20 protein-coding genes are annotated in these 20680 nt (G+C 74.7%); 13 read left to right on the forward strand and 7 right to left on the reverse strand.

All coding sequences use genetic code 11. The annotated features are described in order from the left end of the window. The coding region (locus tag ACFV0O_RS22925; protein WP_380344728.1) for an NAD(P)H-binding protein at positions 1-240 on the reverse strand (240 nt) is incomplete at its 3' end. 66 nt (positions 241-306) lie between these two features. After that, entirely contained in the window at positions 307-1227 is a 921-nt protein-coding gene (locus tag ACFV0O_RS22930; RefSeq protein ID WP_380344731.1) for an EamA family transporter, read from the reverse strand. Positions 1228-1338: 111 nt separating this feature from the next. On the opposite strand from ACFV0O_RS22930, the gene ACFV0O_RS22935 reads away from it, so the two are divergent. Further along, complete coding sequence (locus tag ACFV0O_RS22935) at positions 1339-1836, forward strand: MarR family winged helix-turn-helix transcriptional regulator (protein ID WP_380344734.1); 498 nt, start codon at positions 1339-1341, stop codon at positions 1834-1836. A gap of 68 nt (positions 1837-1904) precedes the next feature. Here ACFV0O_RS22935 and ACFV0O_RS22940 read toward each other — a convergent pair whose 3' ends face one another. After that, positions 1905-2738 carry a methyltransferase domain-containing protein gene (locus tag ACFV0O_RS22940; RefSeq protein ID WP_380344736.1) on the reverse strand — a complete coding sequence of 278 codons (834 nt, stop codon included), beginning with the start codon at positions 2736-2738 and terminating at the stop codon, positions 1905-1907. A 50-nt stretch (positions 2739-2788) separates the two neighbouring features. Here ACFV0O_RS22940 and ACFV0O_RS22945 point away from each other — a divergent pair, with 50 nt between their 5' ends. Next, the gene (locus ACFV0O_RS22945; protein WP_380344739.1) at positions 2789-4264 is read left to right on the forward strand and encodes a PLP-dependent aminotransferase family protein; all 1476 of its coding nucleotides are present in this window, start codon (positions 2789-2791) and stop codon (positions 4262-4264) included. Between the two features lie 393 nt (positions 4265-4657). Continuing rightward, positions 4658-5680 (forward strand): glycoside hydrolase family 3 N-terminal domain-containing protein, encoded by a 1023-nt coding sequence (locus ACFV0O_RS22950; RefSeq protein ID WP_380344742.1) that lies wholly within the window; start codon positions 4658-4660, stop codon positions 5678-5680. Between the two features lie 172 nt (positions 5681-5852). Here ACFV0O_RS22950 and ACFV0O_RS22955 read toward each other — a convergent pair whose 3' ends face one another. Further along, positions 5853-6677 carry a polysaccharide deacetylase family protein gene (locus tag ACFV0O_RS22955; protein WP_380344745.1) on the reverse strand — a complete coding sequence of 275 codons (825 nt, stop codon included), beginning with the start codon at positions 6675-6677 and terminating at the stop codon, positions 5853-5855. A gap of 223 nt (positions 6678-6900) precedes the next feature. Between ACFV0O_RS22955 and ACFV0O_RS22960 the strand changes: the two genes are divergently transcribed. The 3 genes from ACFV0O_RS22960 to ACFV0O_RS22970 all read left to right on the forward strand — a co-directional run bounded on the left by ACFV0O_RS22960 (position 6901) and on the right by ACFV0O_RS22970 (position 8159). After that, complete coding sequence (locus ACFV0O_RS22960) at positions 6901-7368, forward strand: hypothetical protein (protein WP_380344747.1); 468 nt, start codon at positions 6901-6903, stop codon at positions 7366-7368. A 247-nt stretch (positions 7369-7615) separates the two neighbouring features. Continuing rightward, entirely contained in the window at positions 7616-7960 is a 345-nt protein-coding gene (locus ACFV0O_RS22965; protein WP_380344887.1) for an ArsR/SmtB family transcription factor, read from the forward strand. Positions 7961-8003: 43 nt separating this feature from the next. Then, complete coding sequence (locus ACFV0O_RS22970; RefSeq protein ID WP_380344750.1) at positions 8004-8159, forward strand: DUF6126 family protein; 156 nt, start codon at positions 8004-8006, stop codon at positions 8157-8159. 52 nt (positions 8160-8211) lie between these two features. On the opposite strand, the gene ACFV0O_RS22975 is transcribed toward ACFV0O_RS22970, so the two are convergent. Continuing rightward, complete coding sequence (locus ACFV0O_RS22975) at positions 8212-10674, reverse strand: cytochrome P450 (protein ID WP_380344753.1); 2463 nt, start codon at positions 10672-10674, stop codon at positions 8212-8214. A 353-nt stretch (positions 10675-11027) separates the two neighbouring features. Here ACFV0O_RS22975 and ACFV0O_RS22980 point away from each other — a divergent pair, with 353 nt between their 5' ends. From ACFV0O_RS22980 to galE, 5 genes are all read left to right on the forward strand, one after another. Then, positions 11028-11798, forward strand: coding sequence for a sigma 54 modulation/S30EA ribosomal C-terminal domain-containing protein (locus ACFV0O_RS22980; RefSeq protein WP_380344756.1), 771 nt, complete (start codon positions 11028-11030; stop codon positions 11796-11798). A 183-nt stretch (positions 11799-11981) separates the two neighbouring features. After that, positions 11982-12419, forward strand: a complete 438-nt coding sequence (locus tag ACFV0O_RS22985; protein ID WP_380344759.1) for a hypothetical protein — start codon at positions 11982-11984, stop codon at positions 12417-12419. A 262-nt stretch (positions 12420-12681) separates the two neighbouring features. Beyond that, a complete protein-coding gene (locus ACFV0O_RS22990; protein ID WP_380344761.1) occupies positions 12682-14892 on the forward strand; it encodes an RICIN domain-containing protein in 2211 nt (736 codons plus the stop codon). A 262-nt stretch (positions 14893-15154) separates the two neighbouring features. Further along, on the forward strand, positions 15155-15817 hold the full coding sequence (locus tag ACFV0O_RS22995; RefSeq protein ID WP_380344764.1) for a hypothetical protein: 663 nt from the start codon (positions 15155-15157) through the stop codon (positions 15815-15817). Between the two features lie 153 nt (positions 15818-15970). Continuing rightward, positions 15971-16984 carry a UDP-glucose 4-epimerase GalE gene (gene galE / locus ACFV0O_RS23000; RefSeq protein ID WP_360257543.1) on the forward strand — a complete coding sequence of 338 codons (1014 nt, stop codon included), beginning with the start codon at positions 15971-15973 and terminating at the stop codon, positions 16982-16984. Between the two features lie 186 nt (positions 16985-17170). Here the strand turns inward: galE and ACFV0O_RS23005 are convergent, their stop codons facing one another. Continuing rightward, complete coding sequence (locus ACFV0O_RS23005; RefSeq protein ID WP_380344767.1) at positions 17171-17857, reverse strand: transglycosylase SLT domain-containing protein; 687 nt, start codon at positions 17855-17857, stop codon at positions 17171-17173. A 72-nt stretch (positions 17858-17929) separates the two neighbouring features. Then, on the reverse strand, positions 17930-18136 hold the full coding sequence (locus ACFV0O_RS23010) for an antitoxin (RefSeq protein WP_380344769.1): 207 nt from the start codon (positions 18134-18136) through the stop codon (positions 17930-17932). Positions 18137-18394: 258 nt separating this feature from the next. Here ACFV0O_RS23010 and ACFV0O_RS23015 point away from each other — a divergent pair, with 258 nt between their 5' ends. Continuing rightward, the gene (locus ACFV0O_RS23015) at positions 18395-19012 is read left to right on the forward strand and encodes a DUF6542 domain-containing protein (protein ID WP_380344772.1); all 618 of its coding nucleotides are present in this window, start codon (positions 18395-18397) and stop codon (positions 19010-19012) included. Further along, positions 19005-20657 carry an LCP family protein gene (locus tag ACFV0O_RS23020; RefSeq protein WP_380344775.1) on the forward strand — a complete coding sequence of 551 codons (1653 nt, stop codon included), beginning with the start codon at positions 19005-19007 and terminating at the stop codon, positions 20655-20657. Before ACFV0O_RS23015 ends, ACFV0O_RS23020 begins: the two co-directional genes overlap by 8 nt. Positions 20658-20680: the final 23 nt, after the last annotated feature.

The raw sequence follows: 20680 nt of genomic DNA on the forward strand, positions 1-20680 counted from the left end.
GGGGCGCCGGCGCGCGCGCGGGGGGGGCGCCGCGCCCCGCGCGCGCGCGCGCGCGCCCCCCCCCCCCGCCGCGCGGGGCCCCCCCCGCCCCCCCCCGACCGCGATGGCGGCGGCGGACGGCAGGCCGTGCGGCTTGGCCGGGTCCCGGAGGACGGCGGTGACCTGGTGGCCGCGGGCGAGTGCCTCGGCGACGACCCGGCCGCCGACGTTGCCGGTGGCGCCGAACACGGTGATGCGCATGGGGAGTTCTCCTTGGACGTGATGCGTGCGGATGGGTGACGAAGGGGCCGGGGTGGCCGCGCGGGGTCAGGCGTTCTCGCGCACCGGTGGTGCGGAGGCCGACCGGGCCCCCGGCGCGGACGGACCGGTCGTGCGGGGCCGCTGGGTCTGGGCGACGACGAGCGAGCCGAGCACGATCAGCGCGCCGAGCGCCTGCAGCGGGCTGAGGTCCTGTCCGAGCGCCAGCCAGCCGATCACGGTGGCGACCACCGGGCTGAGCAGGGCGAGGAAGGAGACCGAGGTCGGTGTGAGCGCCCGCAGACCGCGGAACCAGAGCACGTAGGTGAACGCCGCGCCGATCAGGCAGAGGTAGCCGTAGCCGAGCAGGTTGGCGCCGGTGTAGTGGGTCGGCGGCGCGCCCTCGGTGAGCAGCGTGACCGGCACCAGCAGCAGTCCGCCGGCGGTGAGCTGCCAGCCGGTGGTGGCGAGCAGCGGGGCGGGGGACGCCCAGCGCTTGGAGAGGACGACGCCGGCGGCCATGACCACCGCGCCGCCGAGGGCGGCGGCCACCCCGAGCGCGTCCAATGTCGCACCGGCCCGCAGGACCAGCAGGCTGACGCCCGCCACGCCCGCGATGCCGGAGAGCACGGTGCGCAGGGTGAGCCGGTCGCCGAGGACGGCGGCCGAGAGTCCGGCGGTGATCAGCGGCTGGACGGCGCCGACGGTGGCCGCGATGCCGCCGGGCAGGCGGTAGGCCGCGATGAAGAGGAGGGCCTGGAACGCCCCGATGTTGAGCGCGCCGAGGACCAGCGCGCGCCACCACCAGCTGCCCTGCGGCAGCCGGCGGGTGAGGGCGATCAGCAGCAGCCCGGCGGGCAGGCAGCGCAGGACGGCGGCGAGGAGCGGACGGTGGGGCGGGAGCAGCTCGGTGGTGACGAGGTAGGTCGTCCCCCAGACGGCGGGGGCGAGGGCGGTCACCAGCACGACGGCGAGGCGATGTCTTAGCACTAAGCCAATGTATCTCAGCGCTAAGGCATTCTTCGCCGCTCCTTGGCGGTGACGTGGCTCACAGTTACCTCACCGCTAAGGAAACCCTCGCGCATCGCCTACCCTGGTGCCGTGGCAGATCATGTGGACCGCGTCGTCGCGCAGTGGGCCGCGGAGCGCCCCGACCTGGACGTCTCCCCGATGGAGGTGTTCGGCCGGCTCAAGCGCCTCTACCGCCTGGTGGACGCGGCGCTCAACCGCACCTTCGCCGAGCACGGCCTCGACGCCGCCTCCTTCGACGTCCTCGCCACCCTCAAACGCAGCGGCCCGCCCTACCGCCTCACCCCCACCGGCCTGATGCAGTCCGCCATGGTCACCTCCGGCGCCATCACCCAGCGCCTCGACCGCCTGGAGGCCCGCGGCCTGGTCACCCGGACCCGCAGCGACCAGGACGGCCGCAGCCGCGAGGTCGCCCTCACCCCCGAGGGGCACGCCCTGATCGAACGCGCCCTGCCCGACCACCTCGCCACCGAGTTCGGCCTCCTCCAGGGGCTGGACGACGACCGCACCGCCGCACTGGTCGACGCGATGCGCACCCTGCTGGCCACCCTCGGGGACGGCGAGGAGTAGCCGGGCGATTCCGTCCCGGGGGACCACCCGCTGCCGCGGCCCGGGCGGCCGTCCGCCGCGGCGCGGCCTCACGGGTTGACCGCGACCGCCTTGAAGAAGGTGTAGTGGAACGTCCCGCCCGGCCCGGCCGCGCGGCGCAGCTCCGCGATGCCCCGGTCGAAGTCGTCCGGCGTGCTCAGCCCGGCGGCCAGCGCCTCCGCCCGGACGGCCTCGACCATCGCGACGAAGGTCCGCAGGGTGAAGCCCTCCGCCAGGGCCGGGCGGCCGTCGTCGGCGTAGACCGTCCGCGGGCGCACCGCCACGTCCGTGAAGCCCGCCTCCGACAGCAGCGGGTGGAGGCGGCGGCCGAGCAGCCCGTCGCCGCCCGCCTCCGCCTGGAGGCGGACCAGGTGGTCGATCGTGCGCCGGGCCGCCGGGCTCTGCGGGTGGAAGAAGGCCGAACCGTGGTCGCCCTCGATCACCGTGATCGTGCCGCCCGGCCGCAGCACCCGCCGCAGCGCCGCCAGCCCGGCCGCCGGATCGGGCAGGTGCTCCAGCACGAAGCAGAGGAAGACGTGGTCGAACGCGCCGTCCGGGAAGGGCATCCGGTGCAGGTCGCCGTGGTGCCAGGTGACCTCCGCGTCGGGCGCCTGCGCCGCCACCCGGGCGCGGGCCTGTGCGAGCGACTCCGCCGACAGGTCCATCGCGGTGAGCAGGACGCCGGGGCCGGAGGCCAGCAGGTGCACCGTCTGCGCCCCCACCCCGCAGCCCGCCTCCAGCACCCGGCTCCCGGCCGGGTACGCCGTGCCCGCGTGCAGCAGGTCGGCGAGGGTGTCCGCCTGGTCCCCGAGGCGCTGCGCCTCGGTGTCCGAGTAGCCGTGGACGTAGTTCGTGTTCTCGGGCCGTGCCGTTTCCGTGGTCATGGGCCCCACCCTCGCGCCACTATGGTCCGGTGAACAGGTCCAAACGTGCCGTGTCCGACAGGTCCAAAGAGGCCGGTGCCGACTTCCTCCAGCTCGACACCGCGGACGCCCCGCCCGGCGGCCTCACCGACTGGCTCGCCCGCCGACTGCGTGAGGCCGTCGCCGACGGCCGGCTTCCGGCCGGCAGCCGACTGCCCGCCGGCCGGGTGCTGGCGGCCGAACTCGGCGTCTCCCGCGGGGTGGTCACCGACGCCTACCGGCGGCTCGCCGAGGAGGGGCAGCTCTCCGGGCGCGGGCGCGGCGGCACCGTCGTGGTCGGGGCCCCGGCCGCACCCGTCGCCCCGCCCGCACCCGAGCCGCCCCACCCCGCTGCGGCGGCACCCGAGCTCTTCGGGGACGACCCCGACGCCGAGGTGTTCGACCGGCTGCGCGGCACCCCCGCCCGGATCGACCTCACCCCCGGCCTGCCCGACCTCGCCGCCTTCCCCCGCACCGCCTGGCTGCGGGCCGAACGCGCCGTCCTGGACGGCCTCGCCGCCCACGACCTCGGCTACGGCGACATCCGCGGCACCCCCGCCCTGCGCCGGGCCGTCGCCCACTGGCTCGCCCGCAACCGGGGCATCCGTGCCGACCCCGACGAGGTCCTGATCGTCGCCGGGACGGCCCAGGCCCTCGCCCTGCTCGGCCGGGCCTTCGAACGGACCGGCATCACCGAGGTCGCGGTCGAGGACCCGGGCTCCCTCGGCGCCCGCCGCCACCTCGCCCACTGGCTCGCCGCCACGCCGCCCGTCCCGGTCGACGCCGAGGGCATCCGGGTCGACGCCCTGCGCGCCACCGGCGCCCCCGCCGTCCTGCTCACCCCCGCCCACCAGTACCCGACCGGCGTCGTCCTCGGCGGCGACCGCCGCCGCGAGCTGCTGCACTGGGCGGCCGAGGGCGGCCTGGTCATCGAGGACGACTACGACGCCGAACACCGCTACGACCGGCCGCCCGTCCCCGCCCTGCGGGCCGCCCTGCCGGACCGGGTCTGCTACGCGGGCAGCGTCTCCAAACTGCTCGCCCCCGCGCTGCGCACCGGCTGGCTGCTGGTGCCGGCCCGGCTCCGCGACGCCGTCCTCGACGCCAAGCGCTTCGCCGACCTCGGCAACCCCGTCCTGCCCCAGCTGGTCCTCGCCCGCCTGATGGAATCCGGCGAACTCGACCGCCACCTGCGGCTGCTGCGCCGCCGTCACCGCCGCCGCCGGGACGCCATGATCGCCGCCATCCGCAGCGACCTCCCCGGCGCCACCGTCCACGGCGCGGCGGCCGGCCTCCACCTGATGCTCACCCTGCCGGAGGACCTCGGCTGCACCGACACCGAACTGGCCACCGCCGCCCTCGCCCGCGGCGTGAAGGTCCAGCCCCTCTCCTGGCACACCCGCCTCCCGGCCCCGCCCGGACTGGTCCTCGGCTACGCGGCGGGCGCACCAGCGGAGATCGCCGAGGGCATCGCCGTCCTGGGGCGGCTGGTCCGCCACGCAGGGTGAGCGCGCCCGGTCCGGCCGCCCGGCGACGAGGTCCTCTCCGTTGACCGGTACCGGAGCGGGGCGGGGACGCGCGGGCGCGGCGGAGCGTCCTGGTCCCGGTCGGAAGGCATCCGGGCACCTCGCGTTCCTGCGGTGAAGTAGCTGTCGGATTATCGGATGAATCTGATGCGGGGCGGACTGGTGGAACCGGGCCGTGGGTACGCTGACGGGCCGTAGTCCGCTGTCGACCCAGGAGACGTGATGGCTCCCTTCCGGCGAGTCGCCCAGTTCGGGGCCATGCTGGCGGTCCTGGGGGCCGCACTCGGGCCCGTGCCGACCGGGGCCGCGCCCGGGCCCGTGCCGACCGGAGCCGCGCCCGGGCCGCGCCTCATCCACCCCGAGAGGACCGTAGCGATGGACGCCCAGGAGCAGGAGGACTCCCGCGTGCTCGCCGGCCGGCGGATCGTCCTCTCGTACGCGGGCCCGACCCCACCGCCCGAGGTGCTGCAGACGATCCGGGAAGGCCGGGCGGCCGGAGTGATCCTGTTCGGCGAGAACATCACCGGGCCGGAACAACTCGCCGAAGCGGTCGACGCGTTGAAGCAGGCGGCGGCCGAGGCGCCGAAGCCCCGCACGCTGCTGCTGATGACCGACCAGGAAGGCGGCAAGGTCCGTCGGCTGCCCGGTGCGCCCGAACTCTCCGCCCGCCGCGTCGGGTCGGCGCCGAACCCGCGCGCCGCCGCGGTGGCCTCCGGCACCGGCGCCGCCCGGACCCTCACCGACGCCGGGCTCAACGTCAACCTCGCCCCGGTGCTCGACGTCTACGACACCCCGGACAACTTCATCGACCACCACGAGCGTTCCTTCGGCCAGGACCCCGCCACGGTCGGGCGCCTGGGCAGCGCCTTCCTCGCCGCCCAGCAGGGCCTCGGCGTGGCCGCCACCGCCAAGCACTTCCCGGGTCTGGGCACCGCCCCGCTCGACGGAAACACCGACGAGCGCCCGGTCACCCTCACCGCGCCGCTGCAGGAGATCCGGGCGCGGGACGAGGCCCCCTACCGGGCCGCCATCGCGGCGGGCGTGGGGCTCGTCATGGCCTCCTGGGCGGTGTACCCGGCGCTGGACCCGGAACGCCCGGCCGGGCTGTCTCCCGCCGTCATCCAGGGCGAACTCCGCGGCCGCCTCGGCTTCGACGGCGTCACCGTCACCGACGCGATGGAAGCCGGCGCGCTCGCCCCCTACGGTGACACCGGCGACCGCGCGGTGGCTGCCGCGGAAGCCGGCATGGACCTGCTGCTCTGCTCCGCCCGTGACCCCCGGCAGGGCGCGGACGCCGCCGAGGCCCTGGCCGCCGCCCTCGACTCCGGCCGGCTCGACCGTCACGCCTTCGCCACCGCCGTCTCCCGCGTCGACGCCCTGCGCGCCGCCCTCGACTGACGGGCCGGGCAGCGGAGCAGGCGGCGGGCGGTTGGTGGGCGGCGGAGCGGTCGGTCGGCGGGTGGGCGGCGGAGCAGGCGGGCGTCGGCCCGGTGCGGGAGCCAGGCGGCGATGCGCGGACGCGCCGCCGCCGGCTGCCCCGGCGCGCGGGGCTGCTCCCCGGGCCGGAGGGTCACGGGTCGAGCAGTGTGCGCGGGTCGATGACGCGGTAGCCGCGTGCCCGGGCGCCGTCGATGATGCGGGGGAGGGCTTCGGCGTCGAGGCAGGTGTCGGGTCCGCCCTCGTCGGTGGCGCCGACGTGGAGCTGGAGGACGGCGCCCGGGGTGAGGGCGGCAAGGGCGCGTTCGACCGCGCGGTCCGCCGTCATGCCGTGGCCGGGGCCCAGGTAGCCGTTGGTGTCGGCGGTGAACTCCAGGTCGGCGTAGCCGAGTTCGTTGACGGTGGCGATGGCCTGCGGGGTGGTCTCGCTGTACGGGAAGCGGAAGAACGGCAGCGGGTCGGTTCCGGGGGCGGCGCGGCGGATCGCGGTGTCGGCACGCCGTACCTCGGTGCGGGCCCGCTCGGCGGTGAGGGCGGAGAAGTCCGGGTGGCTGTAGGAGTGGTTGCCCAGGCCGTGGCCGGCGGCGGCGATGGCGCGGATCGCCCCGGGGTGCCGGTCGGCGAAGTCGCCGGTGGGGAAGAACGCGGCCGGGGCGGCGCGGTCGCGCAGGACGTCGAGGACGGTGTCGAGTCCGGTCTCGTCCCAGGCGGCGTTGAAGGTGAGGACGAGGACGCGTTCCTCGGTCGGGATCCGGCGGATCTCGGTGCCCAGGAGGGACGCCGGGGGTGAGGCCGGCCGGGCGGCGCGTGGTGGGGCGGGCGGCGCGGAGGGCGCCGGTGGTGGCGGTGGTGCCGGTGGTGCGGCGGCCGGCGTGGCGGCCGGTGGGCCGGCGGCCGTCAGGGCGAGGAGGGTGGGGAGGGTGAGGAGGCCCGCGGCGGCGGTGCGGAAGCGGTTCACCTGGGGTCAACGCTGCCGTCGCCTGGAAGGTTGTGGCCGTTCGGCCGGTCGAGGGTGATCGCGCCATCGAAGGTCTGGTTTCGGTCGAGGCGGCCGTTCCAAGGGTAAAAGCGTTCGGGGCATAGGAATCGCATGGCAGAGTTTCTGTCGTGGACCTATGAAATGTCATATGTGCCACGCCACCTGTCTCTGATCGTCCTCACCGCCTCCCAAGGAGCAGTCAATGAACCGCATCGCCAGGATCGCGGCGGGCACCGCCGGTGCCGTCGCCCTCTTCGCGGCGCCCGTGCCGGCGTTCGCCTCGGCCGCGACGGCCACCGCCGCCGCGACGACCGTCACCACCTGCGGGTGGTCCGGCCTGCAGGCCGGGCTGTCGACCAAGGTCTGCGCCGACGTCACCGGCGACAGCGTCGTGCTGTACGGGCAGATCGGCCTGGCCGGCCCGCCGTCGCCGGGCACCCCGTGGCCGCCGGCGCCGCAGGAGCTGCTCACCCGGCTGTCGGCCGACGTGGCCGGTGGCACCTCGCTCGGCGCGGTGAACGGCCGCACCGTGTTCACGGTCAGCACCGTGCGGGTCGACGGCATCTCCACGACCGTGCCGTGCGGTTCGACCGTGCACGCGTCCTTCTCGGTGGAGGCGATCTGGCGCGGACCGGCCCCGGTGACGGTCGATGTGCCTGTAGTCTGCTGACGGCTCGTCACCGTGACTGCCGAGCCCGGGAGTTGGCAGCGTCCCGGGCTCGGCGTCGGCGTGCCCGGGCGCGGTCGCAGGTGTGGCGCGGGTCACTTCCGCGCGTCGACGGGAAGCCGCCGGGCTGTGACGACTTGAAGAAATCTTCATCTGTCCGCGATGATGCCTACCGGCCGCGGCACGGACCCGCCCGGTCAGGACGATCACCGAGCCGGCCCGAGCCGGACCCGAGGGAGGCATGCGGACGATGCCGGTCCCGCTGTACCAGGCCAAGGCGGACTTCTTCCGCACCCTCGGCCACCCCGTGCGGATCCGGGTCCTGGAACTGCTCCAGGACGGACCCCGGCCGGTGCGCGAGCTGCTGGCGGAGATCGAGGTCGAGCCGTCCAACCTCTCCCAGCAGCTCGCGGTGCTGCGGCGCACCCAGCTGGTCACGGCCACCCGTGAGGGCAACACGGTGGTGTACGCGCTCAGCACCCCGGACGTCGCCGAACTGCTGCGCGCGGCACGCCGGATCCTGACCGAGCTGATCACCGACCAGGGCGCGCTGCTCACCGAGCTGCGCGCGTCCGGCGTCCGACAGCCCCGCTGAGCCGCACCCGGCCCGTCCGCCGACCCGAGGAGAACCGTCCGCCATGAGCGACAGCACGAGTGACAGCACGAGCGACAGCACGAGCGAGGAGAAGCGGCGCCGCAAGGCGATGCTGATCCGCGCGGGCATCTACGTCTTCGCCACGCACCTGTTCGCCGGTTTCGTGCTGCTGCTGTTCGCACTCGGCGGCCGGAAGTAGGCCCTGTCCGCCCGTGCCCGGGGAGCCCGGCCCGCCGCAGGCGCCCGTCCGTTCACCGGCGCCGCTGCCCGCCGTCCCGCACCAGGTAGCGGTCGGTGGTACTGGTCCAGGCCTGCACGCCGGCGACCAGCTCCCGGGTGCCGTCCAGGTACCAGCGCCCCGCCGGGTGGCGGCGCTGCAGGTCGCGGCGCAGCTCCTCGCTCTCCCGGCGCAGCAGTGCGACCCGGTCGCGGACCGCGCGGACGGCCCGGCTGCGGGTGCAGCCGCGGGCCCGCTGCAGGGTGAGTACGGTGTTGAAGGCGGCCGCGGCCTGCCGTTCCTCCCGTTCCAGTGAGTAGAGGTCGTTGATCAGGGTGGCGGCGTCGGCGGTGTTGGCCCGCAGCCGGTGCAGCGCGGGTTCCGCGTGGAGGGCGGCGGGGGCTTCGGTGCCGTGGACCCGTTCCAGTATGTTCATGAACGGGTAGAGGCAACTGCCGTGCCGGCGCAGCCGCATGGTGTCGGCCAGGCCGAGGCCGCGGGCGGGCACGGTGCCGCGGGCGCGGTGGTCGGCTTCGGCGGGGAAGGTGGCCAGGCACGCCCGCCACTCGCGGGCCGCGCGGGCGCACCAGGCGGGGGACATCGACGCGCTCTGGCGGTTCCACAGTTCCCGCCAGGAGTCGAGGAGCGGGGAGTCCGGCGGGGTGTCGTCGCCGTCGAGGAGGGCGATCAGCGGGTCGACGAGGGCGTGGGCCTCGGCCGGGCGGCGACCGGGGGTGCCGTCGAAGCGGTCGTCGAGGATGGTGAACCAGCCCAGGACGTCCACCAGCAGGTCGAGTTCGGTGCCCCGGGTGCGGGGGAAGGCGTGGCCGATCAGCTCGTGCAGGGCGTAGGCCCGGTAGCCGGGCAGCTCCGCGGGGGTGAGCAGGCCGCGGCGGACCGCCCAGTCGGCGTGCCGGTCGGCGGCGGCGAGCAGGTCGCCGGGCGGGCGCGGTGGCAGTGCGGCTGCGGGGGCGGCGGTGAACGGGCAGCCGCCCGGTGCGGCGGGCTCGTCGGGCGAGGGCGTCGCGCCGCTCCCGGGCGCCGGCCGTTCGGCGCGAGCGGTCATGGGGGCCCGTGTCCCGCCGGACGTCCGCTGGTCGCGCGGGACCGGCCGGACGCACAGCCCCTGCGCCTGGACCGTGGTCCACACCACCTCCCGGGCCCGCGATCCCGGCTCGGCGACCGGCCGCCAGCGGCGCAGGACGCCGGCTGCCGCGACGGTCAGTTCCGCCCAGGCGAAGGCCTCGCCGATGCACTTGTGCTTGCCCGCCCCGAACGGCAGGAAGGAGGGCCGGCCGGCGCCACCGCCGTCCTGCCAGCGCTCGGGGCGGAAGTCGAGCGGTTCGGGGTAGCGCACGGGGTCGCGGTGCAACGCGGTGAGGCTGTAGAGCAGTTCGGTGCCGGCCGGGATCCGGTACGGGCCGAGTTCGACGGGGACCCGGGCGGTGCGCATCAGGAAGGCGTTGGGCGCGTGCAGCCGCACCACCTCCTGGGTGACGCCACGGGTGTAGGTGAGCCGGGCCAGTGCCTCGGGGGTGGGGACGGTGCCGGCGGGCAGGTGCTCGTCGAGTTCGGCCAGGACGCGGGCCTCCACCTCGGGGTGGCGCAGCAGTTCGTCGAGCAGCCAGGTCAGGGTGGTGGAGACGGTCTCGGTGCCCGCGCCGAACATGGTGATCGCCTCGGACCGGACGTCGGCCTCGGTGAGCGGGCGGCCGGTGGCCGGGTCGGTCGCGGCGCGCAGCAGGGCGGGCAGGGTGCCTCGGCCCTCGGCGGAACGGGCTTTCGCCGCAGGTCCGTTGACGGCCTGGTCGACGACCCGGTTGAGCACCCGCACGGCGGCGTCGAAGCGCCGGTTGACGGGCAGGGGCAGTCGGGCGAGTGACGGGTGTGGGTAGAGGGACTGGACGATCTGGCCCTTCACCAGGTCCGGCAGCGCCCGGTGGAAGGCGAGGGTGGCGTCCTCGCTGAGGCGGGCGCCGAACAGGGAGCGGGTGACGATCTCCAGTGCGAGGTGGTTCATCTCCTTGGCGACGTCGAGGACCTGACCGGGGCGCCAGCGCCCGACGCGTTCCTCGGTGACCTGGTGCATCACGGCCAGGTACTCGGCCATCCGGTCCGGGCCGAAGGCGGGCTGGATGATCCGGCGCCGGTCACGGTGGGCCTGTCCTTCGGACATCAGCAGGCCGTCGCCGAAGGCCGTCTTGAGGGTGTCCTGGACGGCGCCGCGCGGGCAGTCGTGGGCGAGCGCGACGAGCAGGGTGTGGACGAGCCGGGCGTCGGTGACCACGCAGACGGTGCGTGGTCCGAGCCGGATGCGGACCACGCCGCCGTGGCGGGCGAGGGAGCCGAGGAAGCCGAGCGGGTCGCGCAGCAGGGCGGCGGCGTGCCCGAGGCCGGGGAGGGCGCCGGGGGCCAGCGGCGGGACGGCCGCGCGGGCCAGGGGGGACGGGCGCGGCGCGGTTCTCGGGGGGACGATCCGTTTCCGTGTCTCGGTCATCAGGGTCATGACACTACCTCTCACAGAGGGGCCGGCGCGGACGGTGCCGGGAGGGGCACCGGCGGGTCGGCCGCGAGGCGGGGGGACCGGCCAGTGCGGTCCCCGCGCGCACCCCCACTGGAGGGCGCACGCCATGGCAAACGCGCCCGTTCCACGGGCGTTGCGCCGAACGCGCGGGGATCACTCCAACGGCCGATCTCCCTGACCCTTCCGTGCCTGCCCGGGAGAGTCGGGTTGACCTGCGCCGATGTGCTGGACCCGAAGGCCCCCCGCAGGGCCCGACCGCAGGGTCTTTGGACCCTCGCCGCGCGGCCGCCCGAAGGCCAGCATGGTGGCGGAGAAGGAGGGCTCTGATGACCCGTTTGCGCCACCGGCCCGCGCTCGACGTCCGGGTGGAGATCCGCGGCGAGCTGCCGCGCGAGGACGCCGAGTATGCCAGGGCCCGGGCGCTGGTCACAGCCACGGCGCTCGGGCCGGACACGCACGCGCTGCGGCTGCGGCTCACCCGGACGGTGAGCGGGGACCGGTGGCTCAGCCGGCCCGCGCTGGCCCAGGTGGACGTCGAACTGGAGGACACCGGGCCGGTCCGGGTGCAACTGGCCACCGGGACCGCACGGGAGTCCGTCGACCTGGTGCTGGGAACGCTCACGGGACGGGTCGTCCGGCTGCGCGAGCAGGGCGACATCGGCTTCGCCGCCACGTACGAGAGCGCCTACCGCCCGCAGTACGTCGACCGTCCGCTGGCCCGACGGCGGATCGCCCGGCACAAGACGGTGGTGCTCGCCACCCGCACCCCCGGGCAGGCCGCACGCGAACTGCTGGCGCTGGACCGGCGGTTCCACCTCTTCGCGGACGCCGCGACCGGACGCGACAGCCTGGTGCACCGCTGCCCGCTCAGCGGCGTCGTGGAGCCGTGCGCCGTCGGCAGCGACGCAGTGCCGCCGCTCGACCCCGCCGAGGCGGCCCGCCGGCTCTGGCTCACCGGCCGCCCGTTCGTCGGGTACACCGACGTCGCCGACGAGCGACTGCGCGTGCTCTACCGCCGCTACGACGGCCATTACGGCTTGATCGAACCGGTGTCGGGCCGCCGGAACGGGGCAGGAACCCAGTCGGCACGGGACTGACACGGCGATGACACGACCGCACACGGATGCTCCACGAACTCCGGCACCCCGGCACTCCGGTGCTCCCGGCGGTCAGGGGGCCCCGGTGCTCCGCGGAACGCCGGTGCCGTACGAAGCACCAGTACTCCACGAACTCCACGAACTCCACGAACTCCACGAACTCCACGACGAGGGGCCGGGACCATGGACTGCGACGAGGTCATGCTGACCGTCCGGATCACCGCAGCCGAACGGGCACTGCTGCGCGAACTCGCGCGCGGGCACGGCGGCGACGTGTCCGACGTGGCGGTGGACGGCCTGCTGGAGGTCATCCCCGCCCTGCACGACGACGCGTCCGTGCTGCCGCTGATGCGGGTCCTGGCCCGGCCCGCGCCCTTCGCCCTCACCTTGTGGCTGCCCGCCCCGGTCGCGGACCTGCTGCCGCTGCTCGGCGAGCGGCTCGTCCGTGCCGGCGGCCCGTCGGCCGGGCCGGCCAGCGCCGCGCTCTCCGCCGCCCTGCGGCTCTGGCTCGCCGGGGACCGCGTCGCCCTGGCGGGTGCGCTGGCCCGACTGCACGGCGGCTGCGGCGCCGCAGCCGTGGCGGCGTCCGCCGGGGCGCGGGCCGTGGGGGCCGCGGCCTGACTCTCGTCCGTCGCTGACGGACCGCCACGGTCCGGACGGTGCGCACACTTCCGGGTGCGCCTTCGGCCCTCCCACGCCGTTTCCTCGGTCCACGGACGGTTCTCCCGTGCCGTCGGCCTGCGCCGCCCGATCGAACGGATCGAAAAGTTTCGCAAGAGGTTTCTGTTATTCCCTGGGGTCCCTTTCGCTCTCCGGAGTGTCGGAAGGCCTGCGCCGCTCATTCACCACAGGGCGCGGGTCGTCGCACGAGGAAAGGAACGCGATGGGACACCGGAGCAGCGAGCTTCGTCGGCGAAAGCGCCGCAGGCTCACCCGCAGGAGCGCCCTGGTCGCCGCAGCCGTGGCGGCAGGGCTGGTGGCGGGGACGCTCGGCATCCGCACCGCGCTGGAGCCGGCGGGCGTGCACGGCGCCGTCACGGCCGCGGCGGACGTGGCCGACAACTCGGGCTCGCAGGCCGGGTTGATCGGCGACGACGGCGGGCCGGGGGAGACCGGCACCGCCGAGGGCGCCACCCAGGCGCCCGCGCCGAAGCGGGACGAGAAGGCCGTGCCGCTCAAGGCGATACCCAAGGACCAGCCCGATCGCGGCCTGGTCTACGCGGGACTGAGCCTGCCGGGCAGCGACCGCTGCGGCGGCACGCTGGAGGTCACCGGCAGCACCCAGTGCAGCCACGGCCCGGACGTTCCGCCCAAGGGCGTCGACATCCACCAGGACGTCGCGCCGGTCGCGGCCCCGGCCGCGCAGGCACCCGCGCTCACCCCCGCAGCCGGTGCCCAGCCGCCCGCCGCCGCCGACCTGCTGAAGGGCTCCGCGCCCGTCCTGGACGCCACGCAGAAGGCGCTGCTCGGCGGCTCCGGCACCGCTGCCGCGGAGCCGGCCGGGGCCGCGCCCGCCGGGTCGAAGCTGATCTGCGACGGTGACGGCAGCAGCGGCAACCGCGTCCAGGTGGTGTACGTCCACGCTCCGGGCAGCGACCGGTTCGCCCAGTACCTGCCCTCGTTCAAGAAGTGGGCCGCCGACGTCGACGTCATCTACAACGCGAGCGCCGCGGAGACCGGCGGCGAGCGGCACGTCCGCTTCGTCACCGAGGGTGACTGCACGGCCTCGGTGCTGAACGTGCAGATCTCCGACTCCGAGATCCAGGACTTCAACGCGAGCAACCGGGCCCTCGCCGCGCAGGGGTTCAACCGCAAGGACCGCAAGTACATGATGTTCACCGACGCCAAGGTGTACTGCGGGATCGGCACCTTCGCCGGGGACGAGCGCCCCAGCCAGGACAACCTGAGCAACTTCGGCCCCTCGTACGGCCGGACCGACTCCGGCTGCTGGAGCGGCAGCACCGCCGCCCACGAACTCGGGCACAACCTGGGCGCGGTGAACAACAGCGCGCCCAACTCCAGCAAGGCCGGGCACTGCGTCGACGAGTGGGACATCATGTGCTACTCGGACGCCCCCAACTACCCGCAGATGCGGACCGTCTGCCCGGACCGCGCCCATGACGACCGGCTCGACTGCAACCACGACGACTACTACAACACGTCTCCCGCGCCGGGCAGTTACCTCACCACGCACTGGAACGTCGCCAACAACCGCTTCCTCATCTCCGGCGGCGGCACCGGTCCGAACCCCACTCCGACCCCGACCCCGACCCCCACGCCGACCCCGACCCCGACTTCGACGACCTCGCCCACCCGCACGCCCTCGCCGTCCCCGACGCCCACCGGCAGCCCCACCGCCACGCCGACCGGCTCCCCGTCGCCGACCGCGACCCCGACTGCGGGCAACACCGGTCCTGACGTGACGGTCAGCCAGATCACCCAGAACTCCGTCATGCTGAGCTGGAAGGCCGCTCCGTCGGCGGCCGGCTACGACGTGCTGCTGAACGGCCAGGCGATCGGCACCGTCCGCTCGACCGTGGTCGGCGTGGTCCGCCTCGCCCCCGGCACCTCGTACACCGTGGCGGTCGCCGTCCGCGACGCCGCCGGCGCCGTCGGCAAGCCCGGCCGCGCCGCCACCTTCCGTACGGTCTCCGACGCCGGTCGCCCGCAGCCCGGCGCGAACTACACCATGGTCAACGGCCTCACCGGCCAGGCGGCCGACCTGTGGGGCAGCTCGATGAACGACGGCACCGTGGCCATCGCCTACCAGCGCACCGGCTACGCCAACCAGAAGTGGCAGTTCGAGGACGCCGGCGACGGCTCGGTGCGGATCAAGTCGGCGCGCTCCAACAAGTGCCTGCAGCTCGGCGGCGCCCCGGTCGCCGGCCAGTACGTCGCCCAGCAGCCGTGTTCCGACGCGGCCGCGCAGAAGTGGCAGCTCACCGCCGCGGACGGTGGGTTCACCGTCACCGCGAACGGTGGTTCGATGGTGCTGGGGCTCAGCGACCGTTGGTACTACGGCGGTTGGCTGCTGGAGCTGCAGCAGGCGAACGGCCGGCCGTACCAGACCTGGTCGCTGCTGAAGACCTCGTGAGCCGGTAGGCCCGCGAGTCCGCGGGGCGCTGCGGCAGTGGCGCGTCACGACCGCCGTGACCGTTGCGACTGTTGCGACCGTTGCGACCGTCATCACTGCGACCGTCGAGCGTCACGACCGCCGAGCGCCACGACCGCGAGCCGCACGACCTGAACCGTTCGGTTCCCACGCCGGGTCCGGCCGTCCTCCCTCCCGAGGCGGCCGGGCCCGGCGCCCCCGCTTCCCGCGCCCGTCCCGCACACCGCCACGAGGAATGACCGTCATGCGAACCCGCCCGATCCTCGCCGCCGCCGCGCTCGCCGTGGCGGCCGTCCTGCCCGTCGCCGTGCCCGCGGCCGCCCACGGGGACAGCGTCCACCTCGACGTCACCGGCCAGCAGAACGGCCATGTCAGCACCGTCGCCACCTGGGAGAACGACCGCGACCCGGTCACCGAGGGCTTCGCCGGCACCCTCTCCGCCACCGCCGCGGACGGCCGCGCGGTGGGCCCGTGGCGCCTGGTCACCGTCCCGGGCCACCCGGGCACCTACACCACCCGGGAGATCCTCCCCGCCGGGCACTGGCAGGTGACCGTGGACTGCGCGTTCCCTTCCCTGGGCCACGCCCAGCGCGAACTCGACGTCGACGCCACCGTCATCAACGACCCCGTGCCCGCAGGCACGGCGGCCTCGCCGTCGGCCGGCTCCACCGCCGGGCCCGCCCCGGAACCGGCCACCGGGCCGACCCTGGAACCGGTCACCGGGTCCGCCCCCGCCCCGACGTCCGGTCCCGCGCAGCCGACCACCGCCGGGGCCACCCGTGACACCACGGCCGCCCCCGACGGCGGGTCCGGCTCCGACAGCACCACCTGGGCCGCCGTCGGCACCGCCGCCGCGGCCGTCCTCCTGACCGCCGCCGGTCTCTGGCTCCGCCGCCGCCGGTCCTGAACGGCCCGGCCCTGCCCAGCCTCCGGGCGCCCCGCCCCCGGACGCCCCCGGCCCCGGGACGCCTCCGCGGGAACCGCCCGGGTACGAACCGACGTCCCTTCCTGTCATCGGGCGCCACCGGGCGCCCGGCCGATCGCAGGGGAGCGTCCGCGCATGAAGAAGGTCCTGATCGCCGGCGGTGCGGGGTTCATCGGCAGCACGGTGGCGTCCGCGCTGATCGACCGGGGGATCACCCCGGTCGTGCTGGACGACCTGTCGAAGGGCCGCGCCGAGTTCGTCGAGGACCGGATCTTCTACCGGGGCGACATCGCCGACACGGCCCTGCTCGACCGGATCTTCGCCGACCACCCGGACATCGACGCGACGGTGCACTGCGCCGCGAAGATCGTCGTACCGGAGTCGGTGGCCAAGCCGCTGTACTACTACCGGGAGAACGTGGCCAAGACCATCGAGCTCCTGGACTCCCTCCAGCGGCACGGCTGCACCCGCGTCCTCTTCAGCAGCTCCGCCTCCATCTACGCGCCGACCCCGGACGCCCGGGTCGACGAGAGCAGCCCGGTCGACGCCAACAGCCCGTACGCGCGCACCAAGCAGATGATGGAGCAGGTGCTCCAGGACTGGACCCGCGGCGAGGGGGCCGAGCGCCAGCGCGTCATCGCCCTGCGCTACTTCAACCCGATCGGCGCCGACCCGCAGCTGCGCACCGGCCTGCAGGACCTCCACCCCACCCACGCCCTCGGCAAGTTGATCGAGGCGCACACCACCGGTGCGCCGTTCACCGTGACCGGCGTCGACTGGGCGACCCGGGACGGCTCCGGCATCCGCGACTACGTCCACGTCCAGGACCTCGCCGAGGCGCACGTCGCGGCGCTGCTCCGCTTCGACGGGGTGATCGCGCCGGACGCGGCGGACCGCTACCGCGTGATCAACGTCGGGACGGGGGACGGCACCACCGTCCGTGAGCTGATCGCCGCCTTCGAACAGGCCGTCGGCACCCGGCTCGACGTCCGGGAGGCGGGGCCACGCCCCGGTGACGTGATCGGCTGCTACGCCGCCGTCGACACCGCCCGCGAGCTGCTCGACTGGCAGCCCCGGCGCGGCATCGCCGAGGGCGTCGCCGACGCGCTCGCCTGGCGCGCCGCGTGGGCCGCCCGCCTCGGCGTCTGACGCCCGGGGAGCCGGGGCCGACGGCAGCCGGCCCCGGCTCCCCGGCTCATGCCGCGCGCCACGGTCCTGTTTCACGCCGTCACTTCACTCCGCCGTTGCACGGCGTCACTTCACCGGTGTCACTTCACGGTGTCACTTCACGGTGTCACTTCACGGCGTCACTCCACCGGTGTCACTTCACGGGTCTCACTTCACGGCGTCGCCGGACTTCGCCCAGTTGTCGCGCAGCCGGTCCAGGTAGGACTGCGCCTGGGAGCCGATCTTGACGCCCCGGGCGAAGGCCAGCATGTTGCCCGCGCCCGCGTTGTAGCCGAGGGCGACGAGTTCGTCCCGGCTCAGCGACACGCCAGGGTGGGCAGGTAGTCGAGCCGCGAGGTCGTGCAGGTGCCAGGCGGCCGCCTGGACGGCCAGGTTGCGGTCGTCCGGGAGCTCCTCCCACTGGCGGGTGGCGAACGGGCGGCCCGGCTTGGTGTCGTCGAACGCGGCCCGGTGCATGTTGGCGATGCCGAAGGAGGCGTCCGGTTTGCTGCGCTGCCAGGCGCGTTCGAGCTCGGGGTCGTGCGGCTTGTACGACTCGTTGTAGAGGATCGCCATCAGCAGCTGCGGGTTGACCCCGGCCTCGGCGGCGTACTGGCGGACCGGCGCGGCGTAGTCGGCGGGGTCGTACCGGCCCGGGGGCTTCGACGGCTCGGCCGGGGCTCCGGTCGACGGCGCGGTGCCGGACGCCGGGGACGACGCGGCGGCGGACGGCGAGGGGTCGGCGGAGGTCGGGCCGTCGTGGCCGTTCCCGCGGACGAGGCCGAGTCCGGCCACGACCACGACGCCGATCACCAGCCAGCGCCCCCAGCCCGACCCCTTCTGTTCCTCGCTCACCGCTGCCGGCCCCTCCCCGTTCGCCCGTGTGTCCGTTCGATCGCCGTACGGTCGGTCGTGCCCGGTGGCAGGTTACTCGGCGGGCTTCCGGTCGTCGTCGAGGTTGTGCAGGAAGTCCTTCGCCTTCGCGACGCCGGTGTCGATCTGCCCGCTGTACTTGCCGTCCGTGCGGTCGTCGATCGCGTCACCGACCTTCTCCAGGCCTTGCCCGATCACGTCGCCGTGCTCGCGGGCGAGGTCGGTGGCCTTGTCCGCGAGGTTCTTCAGACTCTCAAACATGGTGACGCTCTGCTCCTCTGATGCGTTCCTGATGGTGTGCCGACGTGGCGGGGATCATGACCATCCTAACGACGGCCCGCCGAACGGTTCGCCTGCTGCCGGTCGGCGGCGAGTGACGTGGTCGACTCGGGTTTGTATGCTCCAAACCGACTTCTACAGAGGTGTAGAGGACGGGATCGCCGCCGGGACCGAAGGCGTCCCGGCGTCGGCGACGGTGCGATCGCGCCGCCGCAGCCGCAACGATCGAGGGAAGTGCGCATGGCCGGCCAGCGGGCGAGAACGCCGTACCAGGACGCGGGACCGCGCACCGAGGACCGTGCCTTCCCGGCCCAGCGCTCCCGCACGGCCGACGGCCCGGCAGGCGCGGCGGACGCCGGGCGCGGCGGCGCGGAACGGTCGGCGCGGGTGCTGCGGGCGGGGGCGGCGCGCCGACGGCAGCAGGCGCGGCGGCGCGGCGGCCTGGTGGCCCTGTGTGCGGCGGTCGGACTGCCCGTGCTGGGCGGTGTCGCGGACGAACTCGGCGGGCCCGGGGTCGGCCCGCTCTTCGCGGTGGCCTCGGTGCTGGGGACGGGCGCCGCGGCGGCGGTGTGCAGCCGGGCGGGCCGGTGGTGGGTGGTGACGGCGGCTCCGGTCGTGGTGCTGCTCGTCGCGTCGGGCGTGGAGTACGCGGCGCGGCCCGACCGGTACCGGGGCGGGAACCTCGGCACCGGTGCGCTGCGCTGGGTGGTCGAGGCGTTCCCGGTGATGGCCGCCGCGGTGGGCCTGGCGTTGGCGGTGGCCGTCGGCCGGGCAGTGGCCGACGGCCGCCGGGCCGTGCTCGGCCGTCGACGACCCGGCGGTCCCGGCGTCCCGGCCGGGGCGAGCCGCCGTGGCTGAGCGCAACCGGAGCCGGAACGGCAACCGCACCGGCGGCACCGCGGGACGGACGGGCCGCGGCGGCGTTCCGCGCGGTCGCGCCCCGCGGCGCGGGGCCGCCCCGCTGACCGTCGCCGGGCGCACCCTGGCCTGCGCCGTCTCCGTCGCCGTGCTCGGTGCCAGCGGCTTCACCTGGTACGAGTACCGCAGCCTGGACGACGGCATGTTCAAGTCCACCGCGTTGAGCGAGGCGAAGAAGAACGCCCCGCCGCACCTCGACAAGTCCGTCAACCTGCTGCTGATCGGCCTCGACAGCCGCAAGGACATGGACGGCAACGACCTGCCCAAACAGTTCGTCGAGGACGAACTGCACGCCGGATCCAGCGGGATCGGCGGCTACAACACCAACGCCCTGATCGTGCTGCACATCCCGGCCGACGGCGGCAAGGTCACCGCGCTGTCCGTCCCGCGCGACGACTACGTGCAGACCGTGGGCGCCGACGGCAGGATGCACAAGATCAAGGAGGCGTACGGCATCGCCAAGGAGGCCGCCGAGCCGAAGCTGGCCGGCAAGGGACTCTCCAAGGCGGAGCTGGAGCGGCAGAGCCGGGAGGCCGGCCGCTCGGCCACCATCCAGACCGTGCAGAGCCTCCTGGACGTCCCGATCGACCACTTCGCGGAGGTCAACCTGATCGGCTTCTACGACATCGCCAAGGCGGTCGAACCGATCCAGGTCTGCCTCAACCACCCGGTGGACGATCCGATCATCGCGCGGACCGCCACCCACGAGGGCGGCGGCACCGGCCTCAGACTCCCGGCCGGAATCAGCTCCCTCGACGCTGCCCAGGCGCTCTCCTTCGTCCGCCAGCGCCACCACCTGACCAACGGCGACCTCGACCGCACCCACCGGCAGCAGGCCTTCATCTCCTCCGTCGAGTACAAGCTCAAACAGCAGGGCATCCTGAACGACCTCGGGCAGATGCAGAAGCTGTTGGCGGTGGTGAAGAAGGACGTCGTCATCGACAACGAGTGGAACATCCTCGACTTCGCCCGGCAGGCGCCCAACCTGACGGGCGGCAACGTGGAGTTCAACACCCTGCCGATCGCCGGGTTCAAGACCGTCGGCGGGCAGGAGGTCAACACCGTCAACCCGGACCTGATCAAGAAGATCGTCCGGCAGCTGTTCAACCACGAGACGGCGTCGGGCACCGCCCCCGGGGGCACCGCGGGCGACACCGCCGCGCCCACCGCCGCCCCGCCCCCCTCCGCGTCGGGCGGTCCGCCGAAGGCGGTGGTCGACGTCAACGCGGCGGCCGGCGCCGGTGCGGCCTCCAACGAGTCCAGGTCACTGGCCGAACTCGGCTACCCGGCGGGCAGGATCGGCGACGCCCCGGCCAGGACGAAGGTCACCACCGTGGCCTACGGCACCGGGGCGAAGGCCGACGCCCAGCAACTCGCCACCCGCTACGGCGTCACGGCGGTGTCCTCCGGTGCCGTGGCGCCGGGCCACGTCCTGCTCACCCTCGCCACCACCCGGACCCCGACCGCAGCCGCTTCCGCGTCTTCGGGGGGTGCCGCGTCGGGCACCCCGTCCGCCGACCCGTCGGCGGCCCTGCCGATGCAGGGGCCCGCGGTGAGGGCGGGCGGGATCCCCTGCGTGGACTGACGGGCCCGGGCCCCGGGCGCTGG

It is taken from the genome of Kitasatospora sp. NPDC059577 (assembly GCF_042735475.1).
Taxonomy (GTDB): domain Bacteria; phylum Actinomycetota; class Actinomycetes; order Streptomycetales; family Streptomycetaceae; genus Kitasatospora.